The following is a 19,828-nucleotide window of genomic DNA, read 5'->3' on the forward strand; positions in this document are numbered from 1 at the left end:
ATGCAAAAAGCGCTAGATGTAGTGATTCTCGCAGCGGGTAAAGGCACGCGGATGCGCTCACACATGCCGAAGGTGCTTCACTCCTTGGCGGGAAAACCCATGGTGTCGCACGTGCTGGAAACCGCGGCGAGCCTAAGCCCTGCACGCACGCAGGTCGTCATTGGTCACGGCGCTGAGCAGCTGCGTCACGCATTGGCGGATGAAAACGTCACGTTTGCCGTGCAAGAAGAGCAGAAAGGCACGGGGCACGCCGCTGCTCAAGCATTGAATGAACTGGGTGACGGCATTGTTTTGATACTGTATGGCGATGTACCGCTCATTCAAAGTGAAACGCTGACAGCGCTGTTGGCCCATGTGAACGAACAACAGATGGGGCTGCTGACGGTTACGCTGGACGATCCAACGGGGTACGGCCGTATTGTGCGCAATGCGGCGGGCGATGCGGTGGCGATTGTAGAGCAAAAAGATGCCAACGACGCCGAGCGTGCTATCACCGAATGCAACACCGGCATCATGGCGATGACCAGTGCCCAACTGGCGCGTTGGTTGCCTAAGCTTTCCGCTGACAATGCTCAGGGTGAATACTACCTGACCGATGTGATCGAAATGGCGGCTAAAGAGGGGGTTAAAGTTTGCACCGAGCAGCCAGCTCACGCCGTTGAAGTAGAAGGGGTTAATAATCGTGCCCAAATGGCGCGGTTAGAACGCGTTTACCAAGCGCGCCAAGCGGACCTGTTAATGGAGCAGGGCGTGGCACTGGCTGATCCTGCAAGGATCGACGTGCGCGGAAGCCTCACCTGTGGTCACGACGTGTTTATTGACGTGGGCTGCATTTTTGAAGGTGACGTGACGCTGGGTGATAGCGTTAGTGTAGGACCTTACTGCGTGATCAAAAACAGTGCCATCGGTGCTGAAAGTAGCATTGATAGCCACAGTGTTATTGACCAAACGAAGATGGCTGGCCATAACCAGGTGGGGCCTTATGCGCGTCTGCGCCCCGGTACGCGCCTAGCGGTTAATGCCAAGGTGGGCAATTTTGTAGAAACCAAAAACGCCGAGGTAGGCGAGGGTAGCAAAATTAACCACTTAAGCTATGTTGGCGATGCCCGCTTGGGGCGTGACGTTAATATTGGTGCGGGCACGATTACGTGCAACTATGACGGCGTTAACAAGCATCACACTGAGATCGGCGATCATGCCTTTATTGGCTCTAACAGCGCACTGGTAGCCCCGGTTAGAGTGGGGGCAGGCGCAACCATAGGCGCTGGATCCACCATAGCAAAAGATGTCCGTGAGCGGGCCTTAGCGGTGACGCGAGGCAAGCAGCTGGAAAAGGCCGATTGGGTGCGTCCTACTAAAGCTGACAAGTAAACGCGTGGTACATCGCTACTTTAATTTATTCTGGGAGAACGGTTTATGTGTGGCATCGTCGCTGCTGTAGCGCAACGTAACGTGCAAGACATACTGTTGGAAGGGCTTAAGCGCCTGGAGTATCGCGGTTACGACTCAGCGGGCATGACTGTGTTGAACGATCATAACCAGCTTACTCGTCATCGCGCAGTGGGTAAGGTCGCAGCCCTTGAGAACGAGCTGAATAGTGCACCGCTGCCGGGAGCATCAGGGATTGCTCACACGCGCTGGGCAACTCACGGAAAGCCTTCAAAAGCCAATGCCCACCCGCACCATAGCGGTGACTACGTCAGCGTGGTGCATAACGGCATTATTGAAAACTACGAATATATAAAAGAGACGCTGCAGGCAAGTGGCTATACGTTTAGCTCGGAAACCGACACCGAAGTCATTACGCATTTGCTAGCGGACAAGTTGCAGAGTGGTCTCAGTTTGTTTGAGGCAACCCAGCAAATTGTGAATGGTCTGGGCGGGGCGTATGCGCTGGGCGTTATGAGTGTCAAGGAGCCGGGCATAGTAGTAGGTGCACGTCAGGGAAGCCCGCTGGTGGTAGGTGTGGGTATGGGGGAAGCGTTTTTAGCCTCAGACCCGCTTGCCTTGCTACAAGTAACGGATCGCTTTATTTATCTGGAAGAAGGCGATGTGGTCGAGTTAAGCGAAAAGGGTGCTATCCGGATCGTCGATAAAGATGGCAGCTCAGTAACACGGTCGGTACATGTTTTTGAGCATGGTGATGGTGTTGCCAGCAAAGGTAATTATCGCCACTACATGCTTAAAGAAATTTTCGAGCAGCCAGCGGTGATCGAGGCGGCCCTGGAAGGGCGTTTGAGCGCGGACAGTGTGTTGGTCGAGAGCTTTGGCCCCGATGCTCAAGCGCTTTTCCAGAAAACCCGCCAGGTCCATATCATTGCCTGTGGCACCAGTTATCACGCAGCGATGGTGGCCCGCTACTGGCTTGAACGTTATGCAGGCGTGCCGGTACAGGTTGAGGTGGCCTCCGAGTATCGTTACCGCCACCCGGTCGTACCTTCCGATACGCTATTCGTAACGCTCTCCCAGTCGGGTGAAACCGCTGACACGCTGGCGGCACTACGTTTTGCCAAGACCTTGAACTATGTCGGTTCGCTAGCTATTTGCAACGTACCGGGAAGCTCTCTGGTGCGTGAATCAGATATGACCCTGATGACCCGTGCAGGCCCGGAAATTGGCGTTGCCTCCACAAAAGCATTTACCACTCAGTTGGTGGCACTATTGCTTCTGACGCTTGCGATGAGCAAAGCGAAGGGGCAGGAAGAGCATGCAGGTATTGTGAAGGCGCTGCATTCGCTTGCTGATATTTGCCAACAAGTACTGGCCCTGGACAGCCAGATTGAGCAGCTCTCCCAGGCGTTTGCTGAAAAGCACCATGCGCTGTTCCTGGGCCGTGGTGCGCACTACCCAATTGCACTGGAAGGCGCGCTTAAGCTTAAGGAAATCTCCTATATTCACGCAGAAGCGTACCCAGCCGGTGAGCTTAAGCACGGCCCGCTGGCGCTGGTAGATAGCGAGATGCCGGTGATATCCGTCGCACCCAATGACGACCTGTTGGAAAAGCTAAAATCCAACCTGCAGGAAGTCCGTGCCAGGGGCGGCCAGCTGTTTGTATTTGCCGATGAGAACGTGGGTATCAAGCCGCATGACAATATCCGAGTCATTGAGCTGCCGCATATTCACGAAGCCTTGGCACCGCTTTTATATACGCTTCCTCTCCAGCTTTTGAGCTACCACGTCGCAGTGCTTAAAGGTACCGATGTCGATCAGCCGCGTAACCTGGCGAAAAGCGTGACGGTCGAGTAAACCACTGCCGGCTGGTATCAAACGGTTCGTTGAATGCTCTTACGGCAATACCCTAAAGGTTGGATGAAGTGTCCAACCTTTAGGGGCGAGAATGGTTTGCTGGTTAGCATGATGTTCAGTGTTACCCGCCTATTGCTCTACGTTTTCGTTCGCTTCGAGCCTCGCAAGTGGCGAGAGTACCGTGTGCCACACTTTTTCTTCCAAATGCGGCAACTGGCTTTTCTCCAGCTCAGTTAGGCCGTACTCATCCGGGTTTTTCAAAACGTCATGGAATTTGACGATACGGCAGTCGTAGCGATCACTTCATCTTCATTCCCCTCCAGATAATCCTTAAGTTTTTGCAAGATGTCATGGATATTGTCTAAATATGCATCCATCAGCGGGCTCCTTTTTTGTTTGATGGTCTTTTACAGGAGGGTATTTGCTCTTTGTGTACATGGGGGGACTTATCCAGCGTGCTATCGCGTTAGTGAGAGCGTGTTTATTAACGATGCTAACGATTGATACAACAAGAAATAAAAATACGATGGCGTTACGCACACTGGCATCTTGTTTTAAGTAATACCCGCGTTGTTATAGCGGCTGAACGACGATCTGATTTTTTAACAGCCATTATTCCTGTGATCTGCTGTCCTGAAAAAAAGAAGCTCATGGCCCATTGAATGAGCAAACGTAATAAGTTGTTCGGACACTATAAAACAGCGTTACAAGGTGCGACAATTAGGCGCACCTTGCGAGTCAGCGCTGCGTTGCAGCAGTTTATTAGCGTGCTTATCATGGTGGCACGCTCTCTCCCCACATCTGTCAGGATCACGCTGTCATGAAACCACAAAACGTCCTTGCACCTCGGCTCTCAGCTCGCCGGGTCGCTTGGTTGTTGATTGCTCTCTGTGCTGTTGTCTTTCCTTCCCTCTCTTATGCCGCTGCTGGCCCACTGAATTTAACGCTCTCTCTTGCCGGTATTACGTGTGTGGGTATCTTTGTACTTGCCTATGCTCTGGTAATGTCTGAAGAGCTTCTCCACATGCGTAAATCCAAGCCTGTTCTGGTAGCGGCGGGGCTTATTTGGGCCATTGTGGCATGGGTGTATGTGCAGGCCGGTATGCCTGAAGAGGCAGAAATCGCCTTTCGGGAAACGTTGCTCGAATACACCGAACTATTGCTGTTTTTGCTGGTGGCGATGACCTATATCAACGCCATGGAAGAGCGGCGTATATTTGACGCATTACGTGCCTGGTTGGTGCGTAAAGGGTTTAGCTACCGCAGCCTTTTTTGGATTACCGGTTTTCTCGCATTTGGTATTTCTGCGATAGCCAATAACATGACCACGGCTATGCTGATGTGCGCGGTAATCCTGAAAGTGGCTGAAGGTGATAACAAGTTTATTAGCCTGTGCTGCGTTAACGTGGTGGTGGCCTCCAATGCTGGCGGCGCATTTAGCCCATTTGGGGATATCACTACGCTGATGGTTTGGCAGGCAGGACAAGTGCCGTTTAGCGGCTTCTTTGTACTGTTATTACCCGCTATCGTTAACTTTATGGTGCCTGCGGTCATCATGAACTTCTTTATTGTTAACCGCCAACCGGCAGCGCTTACTGAAAACGTCTGGCTCAAGCGGGGCGCACGCCGGATCATTGCGCTGTTTTTGCTGACCGTTGCCATCTCCGTACTCTGCCACTCGGTTCTACACCTGCCGCCTGCAATGGGCATGATGTTTGGTTTAGGACTACTGCAGTTTTTTGGATACTACCTGCGGCGCAGCCTGCCGCGCTCGTTAGAGCGTAAACGGGTACGTTATTCACGCCGCGGCGACTGGAAGAAGCTGGAGCAGTTAGGCAGCGTGGTGCCGTTTGATATCTTTAGCCGTATCGCACGTTCTGAGTGGGATACGCTGCTGTTCTTCTACGGCGTCGTACTGTGTGTGGGCGGGCTTGGCTTTATGGGGTATTTAAGCCTGCTGTCTGAAACGCTCTACGGCAGTTGGAATCCCATCTGGGCTAACGTTGTGTTAGGGCTGATTTCAGCCGTGGTGGATAACATTCCGGTAATGTTTGCCGTGCTTTCCATGGCGCCCGATATGTCTGAAGGCAACTGGCTACTGATTACGCTTACCGCTGGTGTTGGGGGAAGCCTGCTTGCCATGGGGTCAGCGGCTGGTGTTGCCTTGATGGGCCAGGCACGGGGTATTTATACCTTTATGGTTCACTTGCGCTGGGTGCCGGCTATTTTGCTGGGTTATGCCGCGAGTGTAGCGACACACTTATTTATCAACGCCTCCATGTTCTAGCGGTTGGGTGTTAATCTTTAGGGATTAACACGGTATTGATAGAACACTAAAAAACGCCCCTTACCATTTTTGGTAAGGGGCGTTTTAGATGATAAATACGTTTAACAACAGCTAACGGATACTTTTAAACTTACAGGTCGTGACCGGTAATCACTTGGCAAATATCGGCAAAGCTGCTCGCGACGGGAACCACCGTACTAACTTGCTTACCCACGGTGTTTTGAATATCGGTGGCTGATATTAAGCCACGAATGGTCAGTGCGTTATGGTCGTCGTACTGAGTGATCAACAGGTGCTGTTCAGTTACGTCTTCCATGACCAAGACAAGGTCTTCAATCGTCAGCGCCGAGAGCTGTTCCAGCGTCATCGCACTGAGTTTATCCCAAGAGGTCATGATCATATCCGCGGTTATTTCGTCGCGGTCAAGATTGCGCTGCTGCATGGCCAGGTTAATACGGCGTGTGCCGATCAACTCTTTGGCGGTAAGAATACCGATGCAGTGCTCATTTTTGTCGGTTACAAACAGAAGCCGCACACCGCTATAACGCATTTTGAGATGCGCCTCGTCAACAGGCGTATCAGCGGCGACCGAATGAGGTTTCAGCGTTTGAAAGTCGGTAAGTACATCCAGCGCTGAACTTTCAGTCGTTAACTGCTTGGCACTCGGCGACTTAAGGCGGGGAGCGGCGCTGAATTTAATTAACGTTTTAGGTGCAAAAGCCACTTGATTCATCAGGGAACCTCCATTTTATTTGGCCAACTGCTTACTGCCAATCAGCCTGGTACCCTCAGAGTCACAGTTAATTCTTATCGGAACCTTAAGGCTTGAAAACTAGCCTTGGCCGCTGTGGCGATTAAGCGTGACCTGTACGCGCAAACCGCCCCCTGGCGCATCATCAAATACCAGGCTGCCCGCATGCTGCGCCACTATCCGTTCCACAATGGATAATCCCAACCCTGACCCAGCGCCGGGGCCTGCGCGGTGAAAGCGCTCTGTAACGGCCTTGCGAGCTGATAAAGGAATCCCCGGGCCCTGGTCATCCACTACTAAAATAATGGCGCTCAATTCCGCCTTAAGCTGCACGTGGATAGTTCCTTGAGGGGGAGAGTGCTGAATGGCGTTGCCCACCAGGTTTTGTACGAGTGCTCCCAAGGTGCCAGGGACTTCGTTTAACGCCCACTGGCCTTGTTCATCGGCCTCTAGCTGCAGCGTTTGCTGCTGTTGCTGGGCGAGGGGAAGTAGCTTGGCCAGCGCGTCACGTACCTCAAACAGCGCATCAACAGGGCGTAATGGCAGGCTTGTTTCATCCGGGTCAAGCCTTGCCAGCGTTAACAGCTGGCTGACCAAATGTGTCGAACGGGCAACGCCTTGGCGCAAATAATGAAGCGACTCCTCACGGTCCTGTGGGCTTTCTGCGGCCAAGGCGTTTTGGGCATGAAGGTCGAGTACGGCAAGCGGCGTACGCAGTTCATGGGCGGCATCGGCGATAAAACGTTTTTCGCGCTCGCGTAAACGCTGGATGCGCATCAACAGGCGATTGAGTGCACCGGAAATAGTCGCCAGCTCGTACGGCAGAGGCGCAAGCTTAAGGGGTTGAAGATTATGTGGGTCTCGGTTGCGGATTTGCTCTGCCATTCTCGACAGCGGTGAAAGCCCCCAACCGATGCTCCACCACAATAAAGACGTTAAGACGATTAACCCCATAAATTCGGGCAGCAGCGTACGCAGCGCTACCCGCCTGACCAAACGTAAGCGGATATCGTCACGCTCACCCACAATGACCCTGCGCCCCTCAGCAAGCGAAAGCGTATAGGTTTGCCACGTTTGCCCCTGGTACTGTTGCCGGGTGTAGCCACTTTGCGATACGGCAAGCGGCGCTAATGGTGCATCGGTTGAGCGCAGCAGTAGTTCATCGCCTTCCCACAGTTGAAAGACGAGCGCCTCAGGATTGCGCTGCTTGGTTTGCAGCGTATTTTCTACGCTTTGCAGAAGTGCCTGCTGATACGCGGGCGGAATAGGCGCTTGCATGAGCTCACCCAAAAGGTGAGCGTGACGGGCAAGGCTTGCATCGTGCAACTGCTGAATTTCGTGCGTGGCGTAACGGTAGCTAACCACGCTAATAACCATAATACTGAGCAGAAATAGCAGCAGTGTGAGCCCTAAGGTTCGCCGGCGGATAGAGTTCACTGTTCGCCTCCCGGCGGCGCTTTATCCATCACATAGCCAATGCCGCGTACGGTGCGAATCACCTCAGGAAACAGCTTGCGTCGTAAATGGTGAATATGAACTTCAATGGCGTTGCTTTCGACATCCTCATCCCAGCCATAAATCAGGCTGGTCAGTGTATCGCGGGTAAAGACCCGCCCCGGGTGGCCCATAAATTCCTGTAACAGGGTAAATTCGCGCCGTGAAAGGGTAATGACTTTACCCTGATAGCTGACGCTTAGGGTAAGCGGTTCCAAGCGGATGCCGCGACACTCCAGGTAATTATCCAATTGCCCCTGGCTGCGCCTTAGCAGTGCCCGTAAGCGGGCCTTGAGCTCTTCCACTTCAAAAGGCTTGACCAGGTAATCATCGGCCCCAGCATCCAGCCCCGCTATGCGGTCATTGATACCGTCGCGGGCGGTGAGTACCAATATCGGAATTTGGCTGCCTTGGCGGCGTACCGCCTTGATAATGTGGAGGCCATCCAAACCCGGCAAGCCCAAATCGAGAATGACAGCATCAAACGGCTCAGCCTCTTTTAGTGCCATAAGGGCACTATTGCCGTTATCCAGGTGATCAACCGTATAGTGTTCCGGCTTGAGCGCCAGGCGAATGCCCGAAGACAAGCTGGCGTCGTCCTCAACCAGCAGTATGCGCATGGTGTTAGTCACTCCTGTAGCAACGGCCCGGTAAGAAGTAACAAAAGGTAGCATCGTTAGGGGGAGTCAGTCAGGATTAACATCAACGAAAGCAGCACAGTGGCGCCCAGATTACTAATGAAGCCGACGGTCGATAGTGCATTTGTGAGTATTTGCCCTTCAACGCAGCGTAGGGAAGCCCTGCTTCACTTAGCGGCGGTGCATGAACCGTCCTTGCAATCGGCGCTGCACACCGCTCTAACGTCAGCCCCGCAGGCAGCCTGGGACGGGCTATGGGTCTATCAGCAGCACGGCCGTATTAGCGGTGCGCTGTGGGTGCAGCCGCTCGCTCACGCCACCGCACAGCTATGGCTTCCTTGCCAGGATGATCCAACAAGCCAAGCCTTACTAAGCGCTGCTCATGATTGGGTAACCACGCAGGGAATAACGCTTTGCCACGTGGTCTTGCCGCCCAGCCACTATGCGTGGGAGGCAACGCTGCTTGCGCATAATATGGTGCGCTTGGCCAAACTACACTATTTGTCCATTACGCTGGCGGCCACGGAGGCGGTACCTTCAACGGATTCGCCAATTTGGCTAGCACCTTTTAGTGAGCTAAGCACCGCCGTGCAAACCGACCTGATCGACTCCATTAGCCAAGGCTCGCTGGACTGCCCAGCACTGCGAGAATCGCTTTCCAGCGAAGCGCTGCTGGCCGGTTTTTATGATCAGGCACCTACGGCGCCGAACCATTGGTACAGCGTTAACCTGGGCGATGAGCGGGTGGGCGTGTTGCTGTTAGCGCCACGGTCGGCTCACTGCTGGGAGCTTTTATTAATGGGCGTCACGGCGCAATGGCGCGGTAAGGGCATCGGTCGAAACGTGTTAACCGAGGCTTTTAACCTGGCAATTAACCAAGGGGCAAACGAGATGATATTGACCGTCGATACTCGCAATACGCCCGCTTGGCGCCTTTATCAACAGGCGGGGTTCATCGGTTATGCCGAGCAGCGCCTGCTTGCCTGGAAAAATGCCTAGCTTACCGCTTCAAGCCCATAATGAAGCACGAGAATTTCTCTATTCAAAAGGTAATATTAAGCCTGCTTTTTAATTTTTCTTCTATACTGTGAGCGCGGTATTGAGGAATGCTTCTTTTATTCATGGAGGAAACGTTATGAAAATTTTGCTGTGGATTATTATCTTTATTTTTGCCGTAGGCCTTCTTACCCTTACGGGCGTCTTTAAGCTGATCTTCTAAACGTAGGCCTTTAAATCACTGTTTAGACCCTTTTGTTATTATGTCACTCGATAGGTGGCTCTCACCTATCGCCCTCTGGCTATCTGTGAAAAAAAGATATTATCTCCCGGTATATTTTCCTGGAACACGGTTATCGATACAGGATTAAACGCCGCTATTATGGCGATAAACGCCAAGGGGGCAGGGTGAATTTCAAATGTATGCTGGGCGGGATAGTTGCGTTAGGAGTGCTATCGAGCGCCGCACTTGCTGATGCAGAGGCCGAGGATGCAGCGCTTGCCGAGCGCCTTGCGCCAGTTGGCAAGCTCTGCCTGCAAGGACAAACATGCCAACGTGCGGTGGCCCAGCCTGAACCTGATGCTTCCTTGCCAGAGGAGCCTGAACCGGAAGATATCGCCGCCCAATATGATGGTGAAGCGCTGTATGCCAGGGCAGGCTGTGGCGCCTGCCATGCGGCAGGCATTGCGGGCGCTCCGGCAACGGGCGATAACGCCGCCTGGACTGCACGGCTTGCTCAAGGCACTGACACGCTTTACGTCAACGCCATTAAGGGGATTGGTGCGATGCCGCCCAAGGGCGGTCGGTTTAATTTCAGCGATGATGAGATCAAGGCAGCGGTCGACTACATGATCGAAGAGGTCGAATAGCCTATCCACAAGCGGTTCCGGTGTTCCACCTGTGGATAGTTTGGTCTGGTCGTTACCCCAACAGAGAGCGCAGCCCGGCAATTGCATCCTTGCCGCGCGCCTGCTTCTTGTCCGGGTCCTCTTTATCCGCTCGACCTTCCCACTCCAGGTCTTCCCCGGGCAGTTCATCCAGAAAACGGCTGGGCTGGCAATCCATCAGCTCACCGTAGGCTTTGCGCTGGCGGGCAAGCGTGAGCGTGAGCGTGCGCCGCGCCCGGGTAATACCCACGTAGGCCAGGCGGCGCTCCTCTTCCACCGTGTCCATTTCAATAGCATTGCGGTGGGGCAGCAGGTCCTCTTCAAGGCCCAGCAGGTAGACATGCGGGAACTCAAGCCCTTTTGAAGCGTGCATGGTGAGCAGCTGTACGCGGTCCGAGTCATCCTCTTCGGCCTGCTGTTCCAGGATATCGCGCAGCACCAGCCGAGAAATTGCCGCCTCCACGCTATCGGTTTCAGTCGCCTCTGAGGCGGTATCCTCTTCCGGGTCACGGTTAAGTGACTTTTCCAACTGGTCGATCAGTATCCACACGTTGGCCATACGCCGTTCAGCAATAGTGGGCGCACTGGCGTTCTGATAAAGCCACGCCTCGTAATCCATATCACGCAACATGTCGCGGATAGCGGCAATTGCATCGCCCTGATCCATGCGTTTGCGCACACCGTCGATAAAGTGGGTGAACCGGCTTAACCGCTCGACAGCGCGGGTGGGTAGCGTCTGTTCCAGGCCCATTTCATGACACGCTGCAAACAGGGAAATCGTCCGTTCGGTGGCATAGTTAGCCAGTTTCTCAAGCGTGCCTGGCCCAATCTCACGGCGCGGTACGTTTACTATCCGCAAAAAAGCGTTATCGTCGGCAGGATTGATGAGTAGGCGCAGATAGGCCATGGCGTCCTTGATCTCATTACGCGAGAAAAACGACGTGCCGCCGGACAGCTTGTAGGGAATTTGGTAATGCTGAAGCTTGAGCTCTAAAAGCCGTGCCTGAAAGTTGCCGCGATAAAGGACGGCAAAGTCGCGCCATTCAGCCTTTTCCTTGATACGCCGAGTCAGCATTTCGCTAGCCACCCGCTCAGACTCCGCCTCTTCATGGCGATTCACGATCACTCGAATCGGGGCGCCGTCGCCCATATCCGACCACAAGGTTTTATCGTAGACGTGCGGGTTATTGGCAATCAGCGTGTTGGCCGCGCGTAGAATTGTCCCGGTTGAGCGGTAGTTCTGCTCCAGCTTGATCACCTTCAGGCGCGGGAAGTCCTCGCCCAGCGTGATCAGGTTCTCGGGGCGCGCACCACGCCAGGCGTAGATTGACTGATCGTCGTCGCCCACCACGGTAAAGGTCGAGCGCTCGGCCATTAAAAGCTTCACCAGCAAATACTGGGACACGTTGGTGTCCTGGTACTCATCCACCAGCATGTAGTGAATCTTGCGCCGCCAACGCGCCAGTGCCTCAGCGTCGTTTTTCAAGAGCACGACGGGCAGCAGGATCAGGTCATCAAAATCTACCGCGTTGTAGGCTTTTAGATGACGGTTATAGGCTTCATAGACCCGAGCGGCAAAGTGGTCATCGTCATCGGCGGCAAAGGAAAGTGCGTCGCTGGGCAGCACCAGGTCGTTTTTCCAGGTGGATATTTTGCTCTGCACGGCATTGATCTGCTCGGCGTCGACCTGGGCGTCCTTGTTCATCAGGTCACGCAGCAGCGCCTTGGCATCTTCCGGGTCGAACAGCGAAAACCCCGGCTTGTACCCCAGCGTCTTCAGCTCGCCACGAATAATATTAAGCCCCAGGGTGTGAAAGGTGGAGACGGTAAGGCCATGACCCTCCTTGCCTTTCAACATTTGCCCTACGCGCTCTTTCATCTCGCGGGCGGCTTTGTTGGTGAACGTGACCGCCGCAATCCGGCGCGCACTCATTCCGCATTCCTGAACCAGATACGCAATCTTGGTGGTGATAACGCTGGTTTTGCCGGAACCCGCGCCCGCTAAGACCAGGCAGGGGCCATCAATGTAGCGCACGGCTTCCTGCTGGCGCGGGTTAAGGCCTTTAATGCGGCTAAGAATGGATTGCGGGGGCGAGGGCGTCATTAGGCACGTTATCCTTGGCGGTTTTTCATCTACAATCAGGCGTTTCTACGCGCATAACATGGATAGGCAGGTGGTGATGTTTGAAGTAGCGCTGTTTGAGCCGCGTATGGCACCCAATACGGGTAATATCATGCGCCTGGTAGCCAACAATGGCTGTCGTTTACATTTAATCGAGCCGCTGGGCTTTGATCTTGAAGAAAAAAAGCTGCGCCGTGCTGGGCTTGATTACCGCGACCTGGCTAATGTGACGCGTCATGCTGATTTTGCTGCGTTTCAAAACGCCATGCCGGGGCGACGTATCTGGGCGATTACCACCAAGGGTACACGGCCCCACAGCGAGGCAGATTTTGCGGCTGGCGATGTACTGCTGTTTGGCTCTGAAACGGCTGGTCTCTCTGCCGAGGTGCATCAGGCGCTGCCAGACGCCCAAAAGCTACGCATTCCCATGCAGCCCAATAATCGCAGCCTAAACCTTTCCAACGCGGTGGCTATTGTGAGCTATGAAGCGTGGCGCCAGCAAGGTTTTGCTGGCGCACTTGCTACTTAGCTAGGCGGCAATACCATAGCGGTCACGATAAGCACGCACGGCTTCTGCATAGGCGAGCATTTCGCTACCAGCATGCTCTTCAAGGTAAGTAAGTACTTGCTCAAGCGTAACGATGCTCACCACCGGCATGCCATACTCGGCCTGGACTTCCTGGATGGCGCTCTGCTCGCCCTGGCCGCGCTCCTGGCGATCCAGGGCAATGATTACGCCGCCTGCCCGGGAACCGCTTTGCTCAATCAGGCTCATGACTTCGCGGATGGCCGTACCGGCGGTAATCACATCATCAATGATCAGGATATCGCCCGCCAGTGGCGCACCCACAATGTTGCCGCCTTCGCCGTGGGTTTTGGCTTCCTTACGATTAAACGCGTAGGGCATGTCCTGGTCGTGATGATCCGCCAGTGCCGCAGCGGTCACTGCCGCCAGCGGAATGCCTTTGTACGCTGGGCCAAACAGCACATCGGCTTTCAAGTCGCTGTCGACAATGGCCTGGGCATAAAAACGGCCTAACTTGGCCAGCGCGCGGCCGGTCTGGAATAGCCCAGCGTTAAAGAAGTAAGGGCTTACTCGCCCAGATTTAAGCGTAAACTCACCAAACTTGAGAACGCCCTGCTCAATGGCAAAGGCGATGAATTCGCGCTGATAGGGTTGTAGAGTGGTAGCCACGGCGTTCCTCATTAGGCGGTGGGTGCATGTCAGCCTGAAGGCAACAATAAAACGCAGGTAAATAGCAAGAAATGGTTGGTCTCTTTACCCAAACGTCTAAACGTCGGGTATCATACAGCAGCGACGCAAAAGGGACGATTTATGAAAATTGCCAGCATCAATGTTAATGGTATACGTGATGCCGTCGACCGTGGCTTCCTGGACTGGCTGGCTCAGCAGGACGCCGATGTGGTCTGCGTGCAGAACATCAAGGCAAAAAGTTTTGAATTAGGTGACCATATTCTTTATCCGGAAGGCTATGAAGGCTATTTCCTGGATGCAGAAGAAGATGGGTTCTCCGGTGTTGGGCTTTACTGCCGCAAAATCCCCAAGGCGATCATGTATGGCCTGGGTTTTCCGCAGTGCGATCATGAAGGGCGCTTTCTGCAGGCGGATTATGACCGCTTCAGCATTGCTACCTTTTTGATGCCCGATGGCAGCGACCAGAAAGCCAAACAGGCGTTTATGGAACAGTATCAGGAGTACTTGACGAAGATGTCGCGCAAACGTCGCGAATACATCATCTGTGGTACCTGGAACGTGGCCCATAAAACGGTCGATTTGGCCAATTGGTCGGATAACCAGCTCACCTCTGGCTTCCGCCCTGAGGAGCGCGCCTGGATGGATCAGGTGCTTGGCCCAACAGGGTTTATCGACACCTTCCGCGAAATCAATCGCGATGCTGGCGAATACACCTGGTGGCCGAAGCTTGACCAGGAAGTGCCACGCAGCCGTCAGGAAGGGTGGCGGATCGACTATCAGTTAGTCGGCCCCAACTTCCGTCGTCACGTGGTCGACGCATGGATCGATAAAGAGGCAACTTTCTCCGAGTACGCCCCGCTAATTGTCGAGTACGATCTCGCCCTTTAAGCATCTTTCCCGCGTCGTCGTTAACCAATGAGCCGGCCATGGACCATGGTCGGCTCATTGCGTTGGCGATTAAACGGCCTAACCGCGAATACCCAGCGCCTCACGCTGATGCTCAAGTAGCTCAGAGCCCGCCTTTTCGGCCAAGTCCAGCATGGCGTTTAGCTCCGTGCGGTTAAACGCGCCTGCCTCGGCCGTGCCCTGTACTTCAATCAGCTCGCCGCTTTCGGTCATCACCACGTTCAAATCGGTATCGGCCTTGCTGTCCTCGGGGTAGTCAAGGTCCAGCACCGGCGTGCCTTTATAGATACCCACTGAAATCGCGCTGACCAACTGTTTAAAAGGATCGCTTTTAATCTTCTTCTCACGCTGCAGATAACGAATGGCATCCACTAGCGCGACACAGCCACCCGTAATTGACGCCGTACGCGTGCCGCCGTCTGCCTGAATGACATCGCAGTCCACGGTGATCGTGAATTCGCCCATCTTTTTCAGGTCGACCGCTGCCCGCAGGCTCCGGCCAATCAAGCGCTGAATTTCCAGCGTGCGGCCACCCTGTTTGCCACGTGTCGCCTCACGCCCACTGCGTGAGTGGGTCGCACGGGGCAGCATGCCATATTCCGCGGTGATCCAGCCCTGGTTTTTGCCGCGCAGCCAGCGCGGTACGCCCATTTCTACGCTGGCATTACACAGCACTTTGGTATCGCCAAACTCAACCAGTACAGAGCCTTCCGCATGACGGGTATAGTCGCGGGTCAGGCGGATCTCACGCAACTGGTTGGCCTCGCGACCACTGGGGCGAACAACTTCAGGACGCATAGCACCTCACAAAAAGCACTTCACAATAAGCGCGTAACTAGGAAAAGCCTCCTATTGTACACGTCTTCACGTTTAAGCCTGCCCTTATCGGGTAGACTGAGGAAAACGCGTTCTCAAAGGATAATCACCATGGCCACTTTACGTCGCGTACACAGCATGACCGCCTTTGCCCGTATTGAGGAGGCTGCTTCCTGGGGCACGCTGCACGTCGAAATTCGCTCGGTGAACCAGCGTTACCTGGAACCGCATTTTCGCCTACACGAAAGCCTGCGCGATCTCGAACCGCTACTCCGAGAAACCCTGCGAACCCGCCTGGTACGAGGCAAAGTAGAGTGCAGCATACGCTTTGAAAGCTCAGAAACCGTACAGGCCCCTACGGTAAATACCGCACGCCTGGCCGCGATTTCTGATGCGCTTACGACGATCCAGCAGCACGTGCCCAGCGCCGTACCGCCCACCACGCTTGAGCTTTTAAACCAGCCTGGTGTGATGGAAACCCAACACCTGGATCAGTCCGCCATCAAAGCCGCTGCCAAAACGTTGTTTGAGAAAGCGCTGGAAGAACTCATCGATGCCCGTGCCCGTGAAGGCGACAAACTCGCCGAAATGATCAGCACACGCCTTACCGCGGTAAGCGAACAGGTCGCAACCGTCAAAGGCCTGTTACCCCAGCTATTAGAGCGCCAACGTGCCCAACTGCTGGAGCGTCTGGAGATAGCCAAAACGGAACTCGACCCCCAGCGCCTGGAGGCCGAGCTGGTACTGGTGGCCCAAAAAGCAGATGTAGACGAAGAGCTCGACCGCCTCACGGCCCATGTTGAAGAAGTCAGCCGCCAGCTTACTCAAACAGGCCCTAAAGGCCGCCGCCTTGATTTTCTGATGCAGGAGCTAAATCGCGAAGCCAACACGCTTTCATCCAAATCCATCGTGGCCGAAAGCACTCGCTGCGCGGTAGAACTTAAAGTGCTGATTGAGCAGATGCGTGAGCAGATTCAGAATATTGAGTAAGGCCCAAGGTTGTTCGCTGAAATATACAAGATATTATTTTAATTGAATTTTTATTTAGGCGTTGTCTACGCTTGTCTACTGAGTTCCAGCTTAAGCCGCTGACAAGTGGGTAGTAAAGTGGGTAGTAAAATGTCATGCTTATCCATCAAGGAAGCACTGTTTGTGGAAGTACTACCCACTTTGAACGCAGCTGCTCTACGCCCGCCGTGAAACACGGCAAAAATCTTGAAGCGTTAGCGGAGGGGAGGGATGGGAAGCTTTACTGCCAAGAAGGCCCAGTCACTGATCAGGGAAGCCAAGCCGGGGCGCTATGGTGATGGCAACGGCTTGTACTTGATGATTCCTAAGGCAGGTACTGCCTACTGGATGTGCCGCTATACGTTCGCGGGCAAGCGTCGTGGCATGACACTGGGTAAATGTTCTCACCTGTCCCTCGCTGAAGCTCGTGAACAAGTGGTTGAAACCCAGAAGGCGGTTCGTAGCGGCACCGACCCTCTTACAGAGCGCAAACGTGAAGAAAAGATAACGATCAGCACGGTTCAGGATCTGTTTGACGATTGGTATCAGGAGCTAGAGAAGCGCCTTAAACACCCTAATATCCCAAAACGCGTATTTGAAAGAGATATTGCTCCCGCCATTGGCGCGATGACATTGGCTAGTGTTACCCCGATGGATATCCGAACCATCGTCAGAAAAGTGACAAGTAGCGGCCGGCCAACCATTGCAAACGATGCGTTGATGTATTTGAAACAGCTCTTTAATCACGGCATCAAGCTGGGTCTTCTTACCTATAACCCGGCTTCTGCTTTCAATGTCAATGATGCGGGTGGGGTCGAAAAAAGCCGCGATAGAGCACTGAGCATAGATGAACTCAGCTTTGCCTTTGCTGTGTTCAGGGAGAATCGCATTAGCTTTACGCGTGATAACTATCTCGCTTGCGCGTTGCTTGTTGTATTAGGAGTACGCAAAACAGAGCTTACAGAAGCTAAATGGTCTGAATTTGACCTGACCAATGCGAAATGGATTTTACCCGGAGAGCGTAGTAAATCAGGAGTTGGGATTGCGATTCCTCTTCCTCTACAGGCTATCGCCTGGCTAGATGAGCTTCAGGTTCGTGCTTGTGGTTCGCCGTATGTGTTTCCCAGTCGTCGCATCAGCAAGCAGCCTCATATGGGTAAGGACACACTGAACCGAGCCATTGCCAAGCTATTTGGTAAGGAGCCTGGAAAGAAGCAACAGTCCGAGAACAAAATGGGCGAGCTTACCGAATTTACCGTGCATGACTTAAGACGTACCTGCCGCAGCCTGTTGGCCGCTGCAGGTGTACCGGGCCACGTTGCCGAGCGCTGCTTGAATCACAAGCTTAAGGGTGTCGAAGGTATTTATGACCGGTATGACTATTACGAAGAACGGAAACAGGCACTGATCAAGGTTGCAGGGCTGGTTGAGCCATCTATCAACGATAAAGAAAATCTAATAAGCCCACTTGGTTTTAGCTAAAGGCCTAAGCTTATAACAATCCTTGATATCGCATTACATATTCTTATAACTTACACCGCCTATTGGTGCTTGAGCTATCCAGGTGCCTGAAGCGGGTATACATCGTGTGGTTGAGTTAGCTGAACGCAACCTGAATAAGGGTCAGTAAATTAACTGACCCATATTTTGCCTTGGTGTATGAATGGGGGTCTTATCCCATCAACATCCTTAGCGGCATCCACACCCCCATGGCGATCATTACCAGATTCTCGGTTAACGACACAAAGCCCAGCGGAACGTTGCTGTTACCGCCCACGCAGGCGCATTTAAGCTCACGCTTGTCGATATACACGGCTTTAAACACGGAGGCCGCCCCTACCGTACCGACAAATAGCGCCAGTGGTGCTGCAAGCCAAATTAACGCACCAGCCAGCATTAAAATGCCTGCAAGCGTCTCGGCGTAGGGGTAAAAATAGCTGTAGGGAACGTAGCGCTGTGCCAGCAGGTCGTAATTCAAAAACATACTGCTGAAACTTTCTACATCCTGCAGTTTCTGCAAGCCCAGCAGCACCATCGCTGAAGCAACTGCGAGCTCCGGCATTCGCACCGTAAATAGTGTGCCCTCGGTGACCCAGCTAATCGCCAAGCCGATCAGCAGTGCGGTGGTGAAAATAGCAATAACCGGCCGGTAAGTAGTTTCTTTTGCGTTGGGCAGGCCCATTCCAAGATGCTCACGCAGCTCTTCGTAGCCGCCGATGCGCTGGTCACCAATGTACACCTGGGGCGTCGTGGCGACGTTTTCCTGCTCCTTGAATGCGTCAATCTCGTCGCGGGACGTTAAGGTGTGGTCTTCGACCTTAAAGCCTTTGCGCTTAAGTAAATCCACGGTCTTCAAACCGAACGGGCACATATGCTCGGCGGTTTTCATCCGGTATACCCGCGCGCTTTGCTGTGATGATGCCATGGCAATCTCCCTCTTTTTGCCTTATCAAAGCTATAAATGTAGTGCCTGGGGTTGCCTATAGGTCAAGCATTGCTGTAAGGCTGTGTTTCCTCGTGTTATGTGTGCAACGAATCAAACTGTTGTTGAATACGCTACTTGTAGATACGGACAATTCGAGTGTATGGGCGACCAGTGAGACAATGACCAGGGATGTTGGGGCCAAACGAACTTATAGAAGGCTTGCCCCTTCGCAGGCTGCAAAAGGGCAATAACACCTATCATTTTCAAAACATTAACTTAACACCGGCAACGACCCCAGTGTCTTCTGTGTTATCGCCGCTGGCGCGGGAGAGATCCGCAGTGTCGCCGTACTCTTTTTCCCAATAAGCACCGATGTAGGGGGCAAAGCGACGGGACACTTCATAGCCAAGCCGCAGGCCTGCACGAACCGAGTTTAACCCTTTACCCACACCGAACTCTTCTACCTCACTGGCAGCCACGGCAATTTCGGTGCGCGGCTGTAGGTAGAGCCGCTGTGTGAGGCGCAGGTCGTATTCGCCTTCAAAACTTGCGGCCACGTCGCCATCTTCACTCACTCGCATAGCAACATCGGTTTCAATGCCGTAGGGCATCACACCTTGTAGGCCGACAACCCCATAGGTGCGTTCGGCGTGATCATCGGAGAACACACCGCCTTGGTAACCGATACCCCCCTGTAGCTCCCAAAAATCTGCCACTAGGCGGCTATAGAGTAGTTCCAGGGATTCAAACTCAGCATCTTCGCCGTCGCCCTGGACATTTTCGCCCTCTGACTTCAGGTAAACACGGTTGATATCACCGCCATACCAGCCTTGAAAGTCCCATACCACGGCGTCTTGGCCTTTGTCGGGAACGGTGTATTCAAGCCGGTCGAACAGCCCCATGCCCATGTTGTGTTCCATCGTGGGCGCTGGCCAGTGGTCCGGAGCCGCATAGCCATCTTCGGCAAAAGCGGTAGTGGCTGCGGCCATGCCGAGGGCGGCGCTGGCGAGGGTTACATAGTACTTGGTTTTCATA

The 19,828-nt window shown here is 53.7% G+C and carries 17 protein-coding genes and 1 pseudogene; 9 read left to right on the forward strand and 9 right to left on the reverse strand.

The features are described 5' to 3' along the window. The 3 genes from glmU (at position 1) to nhaD (ending at position 5,533) form a co-directional block, all read left to right on the forward strand. Positions 1 to 1,371 (forward strand): bifunctional UDP-N-acetylglucosamine diphosphorylase/glucosamine-1-phosphate N-acetyltransferase GlmU, encoded by a 1,371-nt coding sequence (gene glmU, locus ACT3T7_RS13060; protein WP_444631256.1) that lies wholly within the window; start codon positions 1 to 3, stop codon positions 1,369 to 1,371. A 45-nt stretch (positions 1,372 to 1,416) separates the two neighbouring features. Next, positions 1,417 to 3,246, forward strand: a complete 1,830-nt coding sequence (gene glmS / locus ACT3T7_RS13065; RefSeq protein WP_444631257.1) for a glutamine--fructose-6-phosphate transaminase (isomerizing) — start codon at positions 1,417 to 1,419, stop codon at positions 3,244 to 3,246. Between the two features lie 820 nt (positions 3,247 to 4,066). Beyond that, a complete protein-coding gene (gene nhaD, locus ACT3T7_RS13070; RefSeq protein ID WP_444631258.1) occupies positions 4,067 to 5,533 on the forward strand; it encodes a sodium:proton antiporter NhaD in 1,467 nt (488 codons plus the stop codon). 130 nt (positions 5,534 to 5,663) lie between these two features. Here nhaD and ACT3T7_RS13075 read toward each other — a convergent pair whose 3' ends face one another. From ACT3T7_RS13075 to ACT3T7_RS13090, 4 genes and pseudogenes are all read right to left on the reverse strand, one after another. Then, positions 5,664 to 6,266, reverse strand: coding sequence for a CBS domain-containing protein (locus ACT3T7_RS13075; protein WP_444631259.1), 603 nt, complete (start codon positions 6,264 to 6,266; stop codon positions 5,664 to 5,666). 99 nt (positions 6,267 to 6,365) lie between these two features. Beyond that, positions 6,366 to 6,881, reverse strand: a complete 516-nt coding sequence (locus ACT3T7_RS13080) for a sensor histidine kinase (RefSeq protein ID WP_406565436.1) — start codon at positions 6,879 to 6,881, stop codon at positions 6,366 to 6,368. Between the two features lie 24 nt (positions 6,882 to 6,905). Further along, positions 6,906 to 7,661: pseudogene (locus ACT3T7_RS13085) on the reverse strand (sensor histidine kinase N-terminal domain-containing protein); the annotation flags it as partial. A gap of 56 nt (positions 7,662 to 7,717) precedes the next feature. After that, the gene (locus ACT3T7_RS13090) at positions 7,718 to 8,398 is read right to left on the reverse strand and encodes a response regulator (RefSeq protein WP_444631260.1); all 681 of its coding nucleotides are present in this window, start codon (positions 8,396 to 8,398) and stop codon (positions 7,718 to 7,720) included. 117 nt (positions 8,399 to 8,515) lie between these two features. On the opposite strand from ACT3T7_RS13090, the gene ACT3T7_RS13095 reads away from it, so the two are divergent. Further along, positions 8,516 to 9,415, forward strand: a complete 900-nt coding sequence (locus ACT3T7_RS13095; protein ID WP_172118707.1) for a GNAT family N-acetyltransferase — start codon at positions 8,516 to 8,518, stop codon at positions 9,413 to 9,415. Positions 9,416 to 9,820: 405 nt separating this feature from the next. Then, positions 9,821 to 10,282, forward strand: coding sequence for a c-type cytochrome (locus ACT3T7_RS13100; protein ID WP_319941293.1), 462 nt, complete (start codon positions 9,821 to 9,823; stop codon positions 10,280 to 10,282). Positions 10,283 to 10,334: 52 nt separating this feature from the next. Here ACT3T7_RS13100 and rep read toward each other — a convergent pair whose 3' ends face one another. After that, on the reverse strand, positions 10,335 to 12,404 hold the full coding sequence (gene rep, locus ACT3T7_RS13105; RefSeq protein WP_444631261.1) for a DNA helicase Rep: 2,070 nt from the start codon (positions 12,402 to 12,404) through the stop codon (positions 10,335 to 10,337). A 76-nt stretch (positions 12,405 to 12,480) separates the two neighbouring features. Here rep and ACT3T7_RS13110 point away from each other — a divergent pair, with 76 nt between their 5' ends. Beyond that, the gene (locus tag ACT3T7_RS13110) at positions 12,481 to 12,951 is read left to right on the forward strand and encodes a tRNA (cytidine(34)-2'-O)-methyltransferase (RefSeq protein WP_193056952.1); all 471 of its coding nucleotides are present in this window, start codon (positions 12,481 to 12,483) and stop codon (positions 12,949 to 12,951) included. Here the strand turns inward: ACT3T7_RS13110 and pyrE are convergent, their stop codons facing one another. Then, entirely contained in the window at positions 12,952 to 13,617 is a 666-nt protein-coding gene (gene pyrE / locus ACT3T7_RS13115) for an orotate phosphoribosyltransferase (RefSeq protein ID WP_172118706.1), read from the reverse strand. A 141-nt stretch (positions 13,618 to 13,758) separates the two neighbouring features. Between pyrE and ACT3T7_RS13120 the strand changes: the two genes are divergently transcribed. Then, on the forward strand, positions 13,759 to 14,526 hold the full coding sequence (locus ACT3T7_RS13120) for an exodeoxyribonuclease III (RefSeq protein ID WP_172118705.1): 768 nt from the start codon (positions 13,759 to 13,761) through the stop codon (positions 14,524 to 14,526). Positions 14,527 to 14,604: 78 nt separating this feature from the next. Here the strand turns inward: ACT3T7_RS13120 and rph are convergent, their stop codons facing one another. Next, complete coding sequence (rph, locus tag ACT3T7_RS13125; protein WP_172118704.1) at positions 14,605 to 15,342, reverse strand: ribonuclease PH; 738 nt, start codon at positions 15,340 to 15,342, stop codon at positions 14,605 to 14,607. Between the two features lie 129 nt (positions 15,343 to 15,471). Here rph and ACT3T7_RS13130 point away from each other — a divergent pair, with 129 nt between their 5' ends. Together ACT3T7_RS13130 and ACT3T7_RS13135 are read left to right on the forward strand one after the other, a co-directional pair. Beyond that, the gene (locus tag ACT3T7_RS13130) at positions 15,472 to 16,350 is read left to right on the forward strand and encodes a YicC/YloC family endoribonuclease (RefSeq protein ID WP_444631262.1); all 879 of its coding nucleotides are present in this window, start codon (positions 15,472 to 15,474) and stop codon (positions 16,348 to 16,350) included. A 249-nt stretch (positions 16,351 to 16,599) separates the two neighbouring features. After that, positions 16,600 to 17,850, forward strand: coding sequence for a tyrosine-type recombinase/integrase (locus ACT3T7_RS13135; protein WP_172118702.1), 1,251 nt, complete (start codon positions 16,600 to 16,602; stop codon positions 17,848 to 17,850). A gap of 190 nt (positions 17,851 to 18,040) precedes the next feature. Here the strand turns inward: ACT3T7_RS13135 and ACT3T7_RS13140 are convergent, their stop codons facing one another. Together ACT3T7_RS13140 and ACT3T7_RS13145 are read right to left on the reverse strand one after the other, a co-directional pair. Next, positions 18,041 to 18,793, reverse strand: a complete 753-nt coding sequence (locus tag ACT3T7_RS13140) for a glutaredoxin family protein (protein WP_216658117.1) — start codon at positions 18,791 to 18,793, stop codon at positions 18,041 to 18,043. A gap of 263 nt (positions 18,794 to 19,056) precedes the next feature. Next, positions 19,057 to 19,827 carry a copper resistance protein B gene (locus ACT3T7_RS13145; protein ID WP_172118701.1) on the reverse strand — a complete coding sequence of 257 codons (771 nt, stop codon included), beginning with the start codon at positions 19,825 to 19,827 and terminating at the stop codon, positions 19,057 to 19,059. Between the last annotated feature and the right edge of the window lies 1 nt (position 19,828).

The organism is Halomonas sp. 111 (genome assembly GCF_052379685.1).
GTDB classification, from domain to species: domain Bacteria; phylum Pseudomonadota; class Gammaproteobacteria; order Pseudomonadales; family Halomonadaceae; genus Vreelandella; species Vreelandella citrativorans.

Excerpts from the sequence above, each read along its gene's own strand:
- ACT3T7_RS13135 (WP_172118702.1), top strand. The coding sequence starts at position 16,600 with ATGGGAAGCTTTACTGCCAAGAAGGCCCAGTCACTGATCAGGGAAGCC.
- ACT3T7_RS13090 (WP_444631260.1), bottom strand. The coding sequence starts at position 8,398 with ATGCGCATACTGCTGGTTGAGGACGACGCCAGCTTGTCTTCGGGCATT.
- glmU (WP_444631256.1), top strand. The coding sequence starts at position 1 with ATGCAAAAAGCGCTAGATGTAGTGATTCTCGCAGCGGGTAAAGGCACG.
- rph (WP_172118704.1), bottom strand. The coding sequence starts at position 15,342 with ATGCGTCCTGAAGTTGTTCGCCCCAGTGGTCGCGAGGCCAACCAGTTG.
- ACT3T7_RS13110 (WP_193056952.1), top strand. The coding sequence starts at position 12,481 with ATGTTTGAAGTAGCGCTGTTTGAGCCGCGTATGGCACCCAATACGGGT.
- ACT3T7_RS13130 (WP_444631262.1), top strand. The coding sequence starts at position 15,472 with ATGGCCACTTTACGTCGCGTACACAGCATGACCGCCTTTGCCCGTATT.
- ACT3T7_RS13075 (WP_444631259.1), bottom strand. The coding sequence starts at position 6,266 with ATGAATCAAGTGGCTTTTGCACCTAAAACGTTAATTAAATTCAGCGCC.
- ACT3T7_RS13145 (WP_172118701.1), bottom strand. The coding sequence starts at position 19,827 with ATGAAAACCAAGTACTATGTAACCCTCGCCAGCGCCGCCCTCGGCATG.
- ACT3T7_RS13095 (WP_172118707.1), top strand. The coding sequence starts at position 8,516 with ATGAAGCCGACGGTCGATAGTGCATTTGTGAGTATTTGCCCTTCAACG.
- ACT3T7_RS13140 (WP_216658117.1), bottom strand. The coding sequence starts at position 18,793 with ATGGCATCATCACAGCAAAGCGCGCGGGTATACCGGATGAAAACCGCC.
- ACT3T7_RS13120 (WP_172118705.1), top strand. The coding sequence starts at position 13,759 with ATGAAAATTGCCAGCATCAATGTTAATGGTATACGTGATGCCGTCGAC.
- glmS (WP_444631257.1), top strand. The coding sequence starts at position 1,417 with ATGTGTGGCATCGTCGCTGCTGTAGCGCAACGTAACGTGCAAGACATA.
- rep (WP_444631261.1), bottom strand. The coding sequence starts at position 12,404 with ATGACGCCCTCGCCCCCGCAATCCATTCTTAGCCGCATTAAAGGCCTT.
- nhaD (WP_444631258.1), top strand. The coding sequence starts at position 4,067 with ATGAAACCACAAAACGTCCTTGCACCTCGGCTCTCAGCTCGCCGGGTC.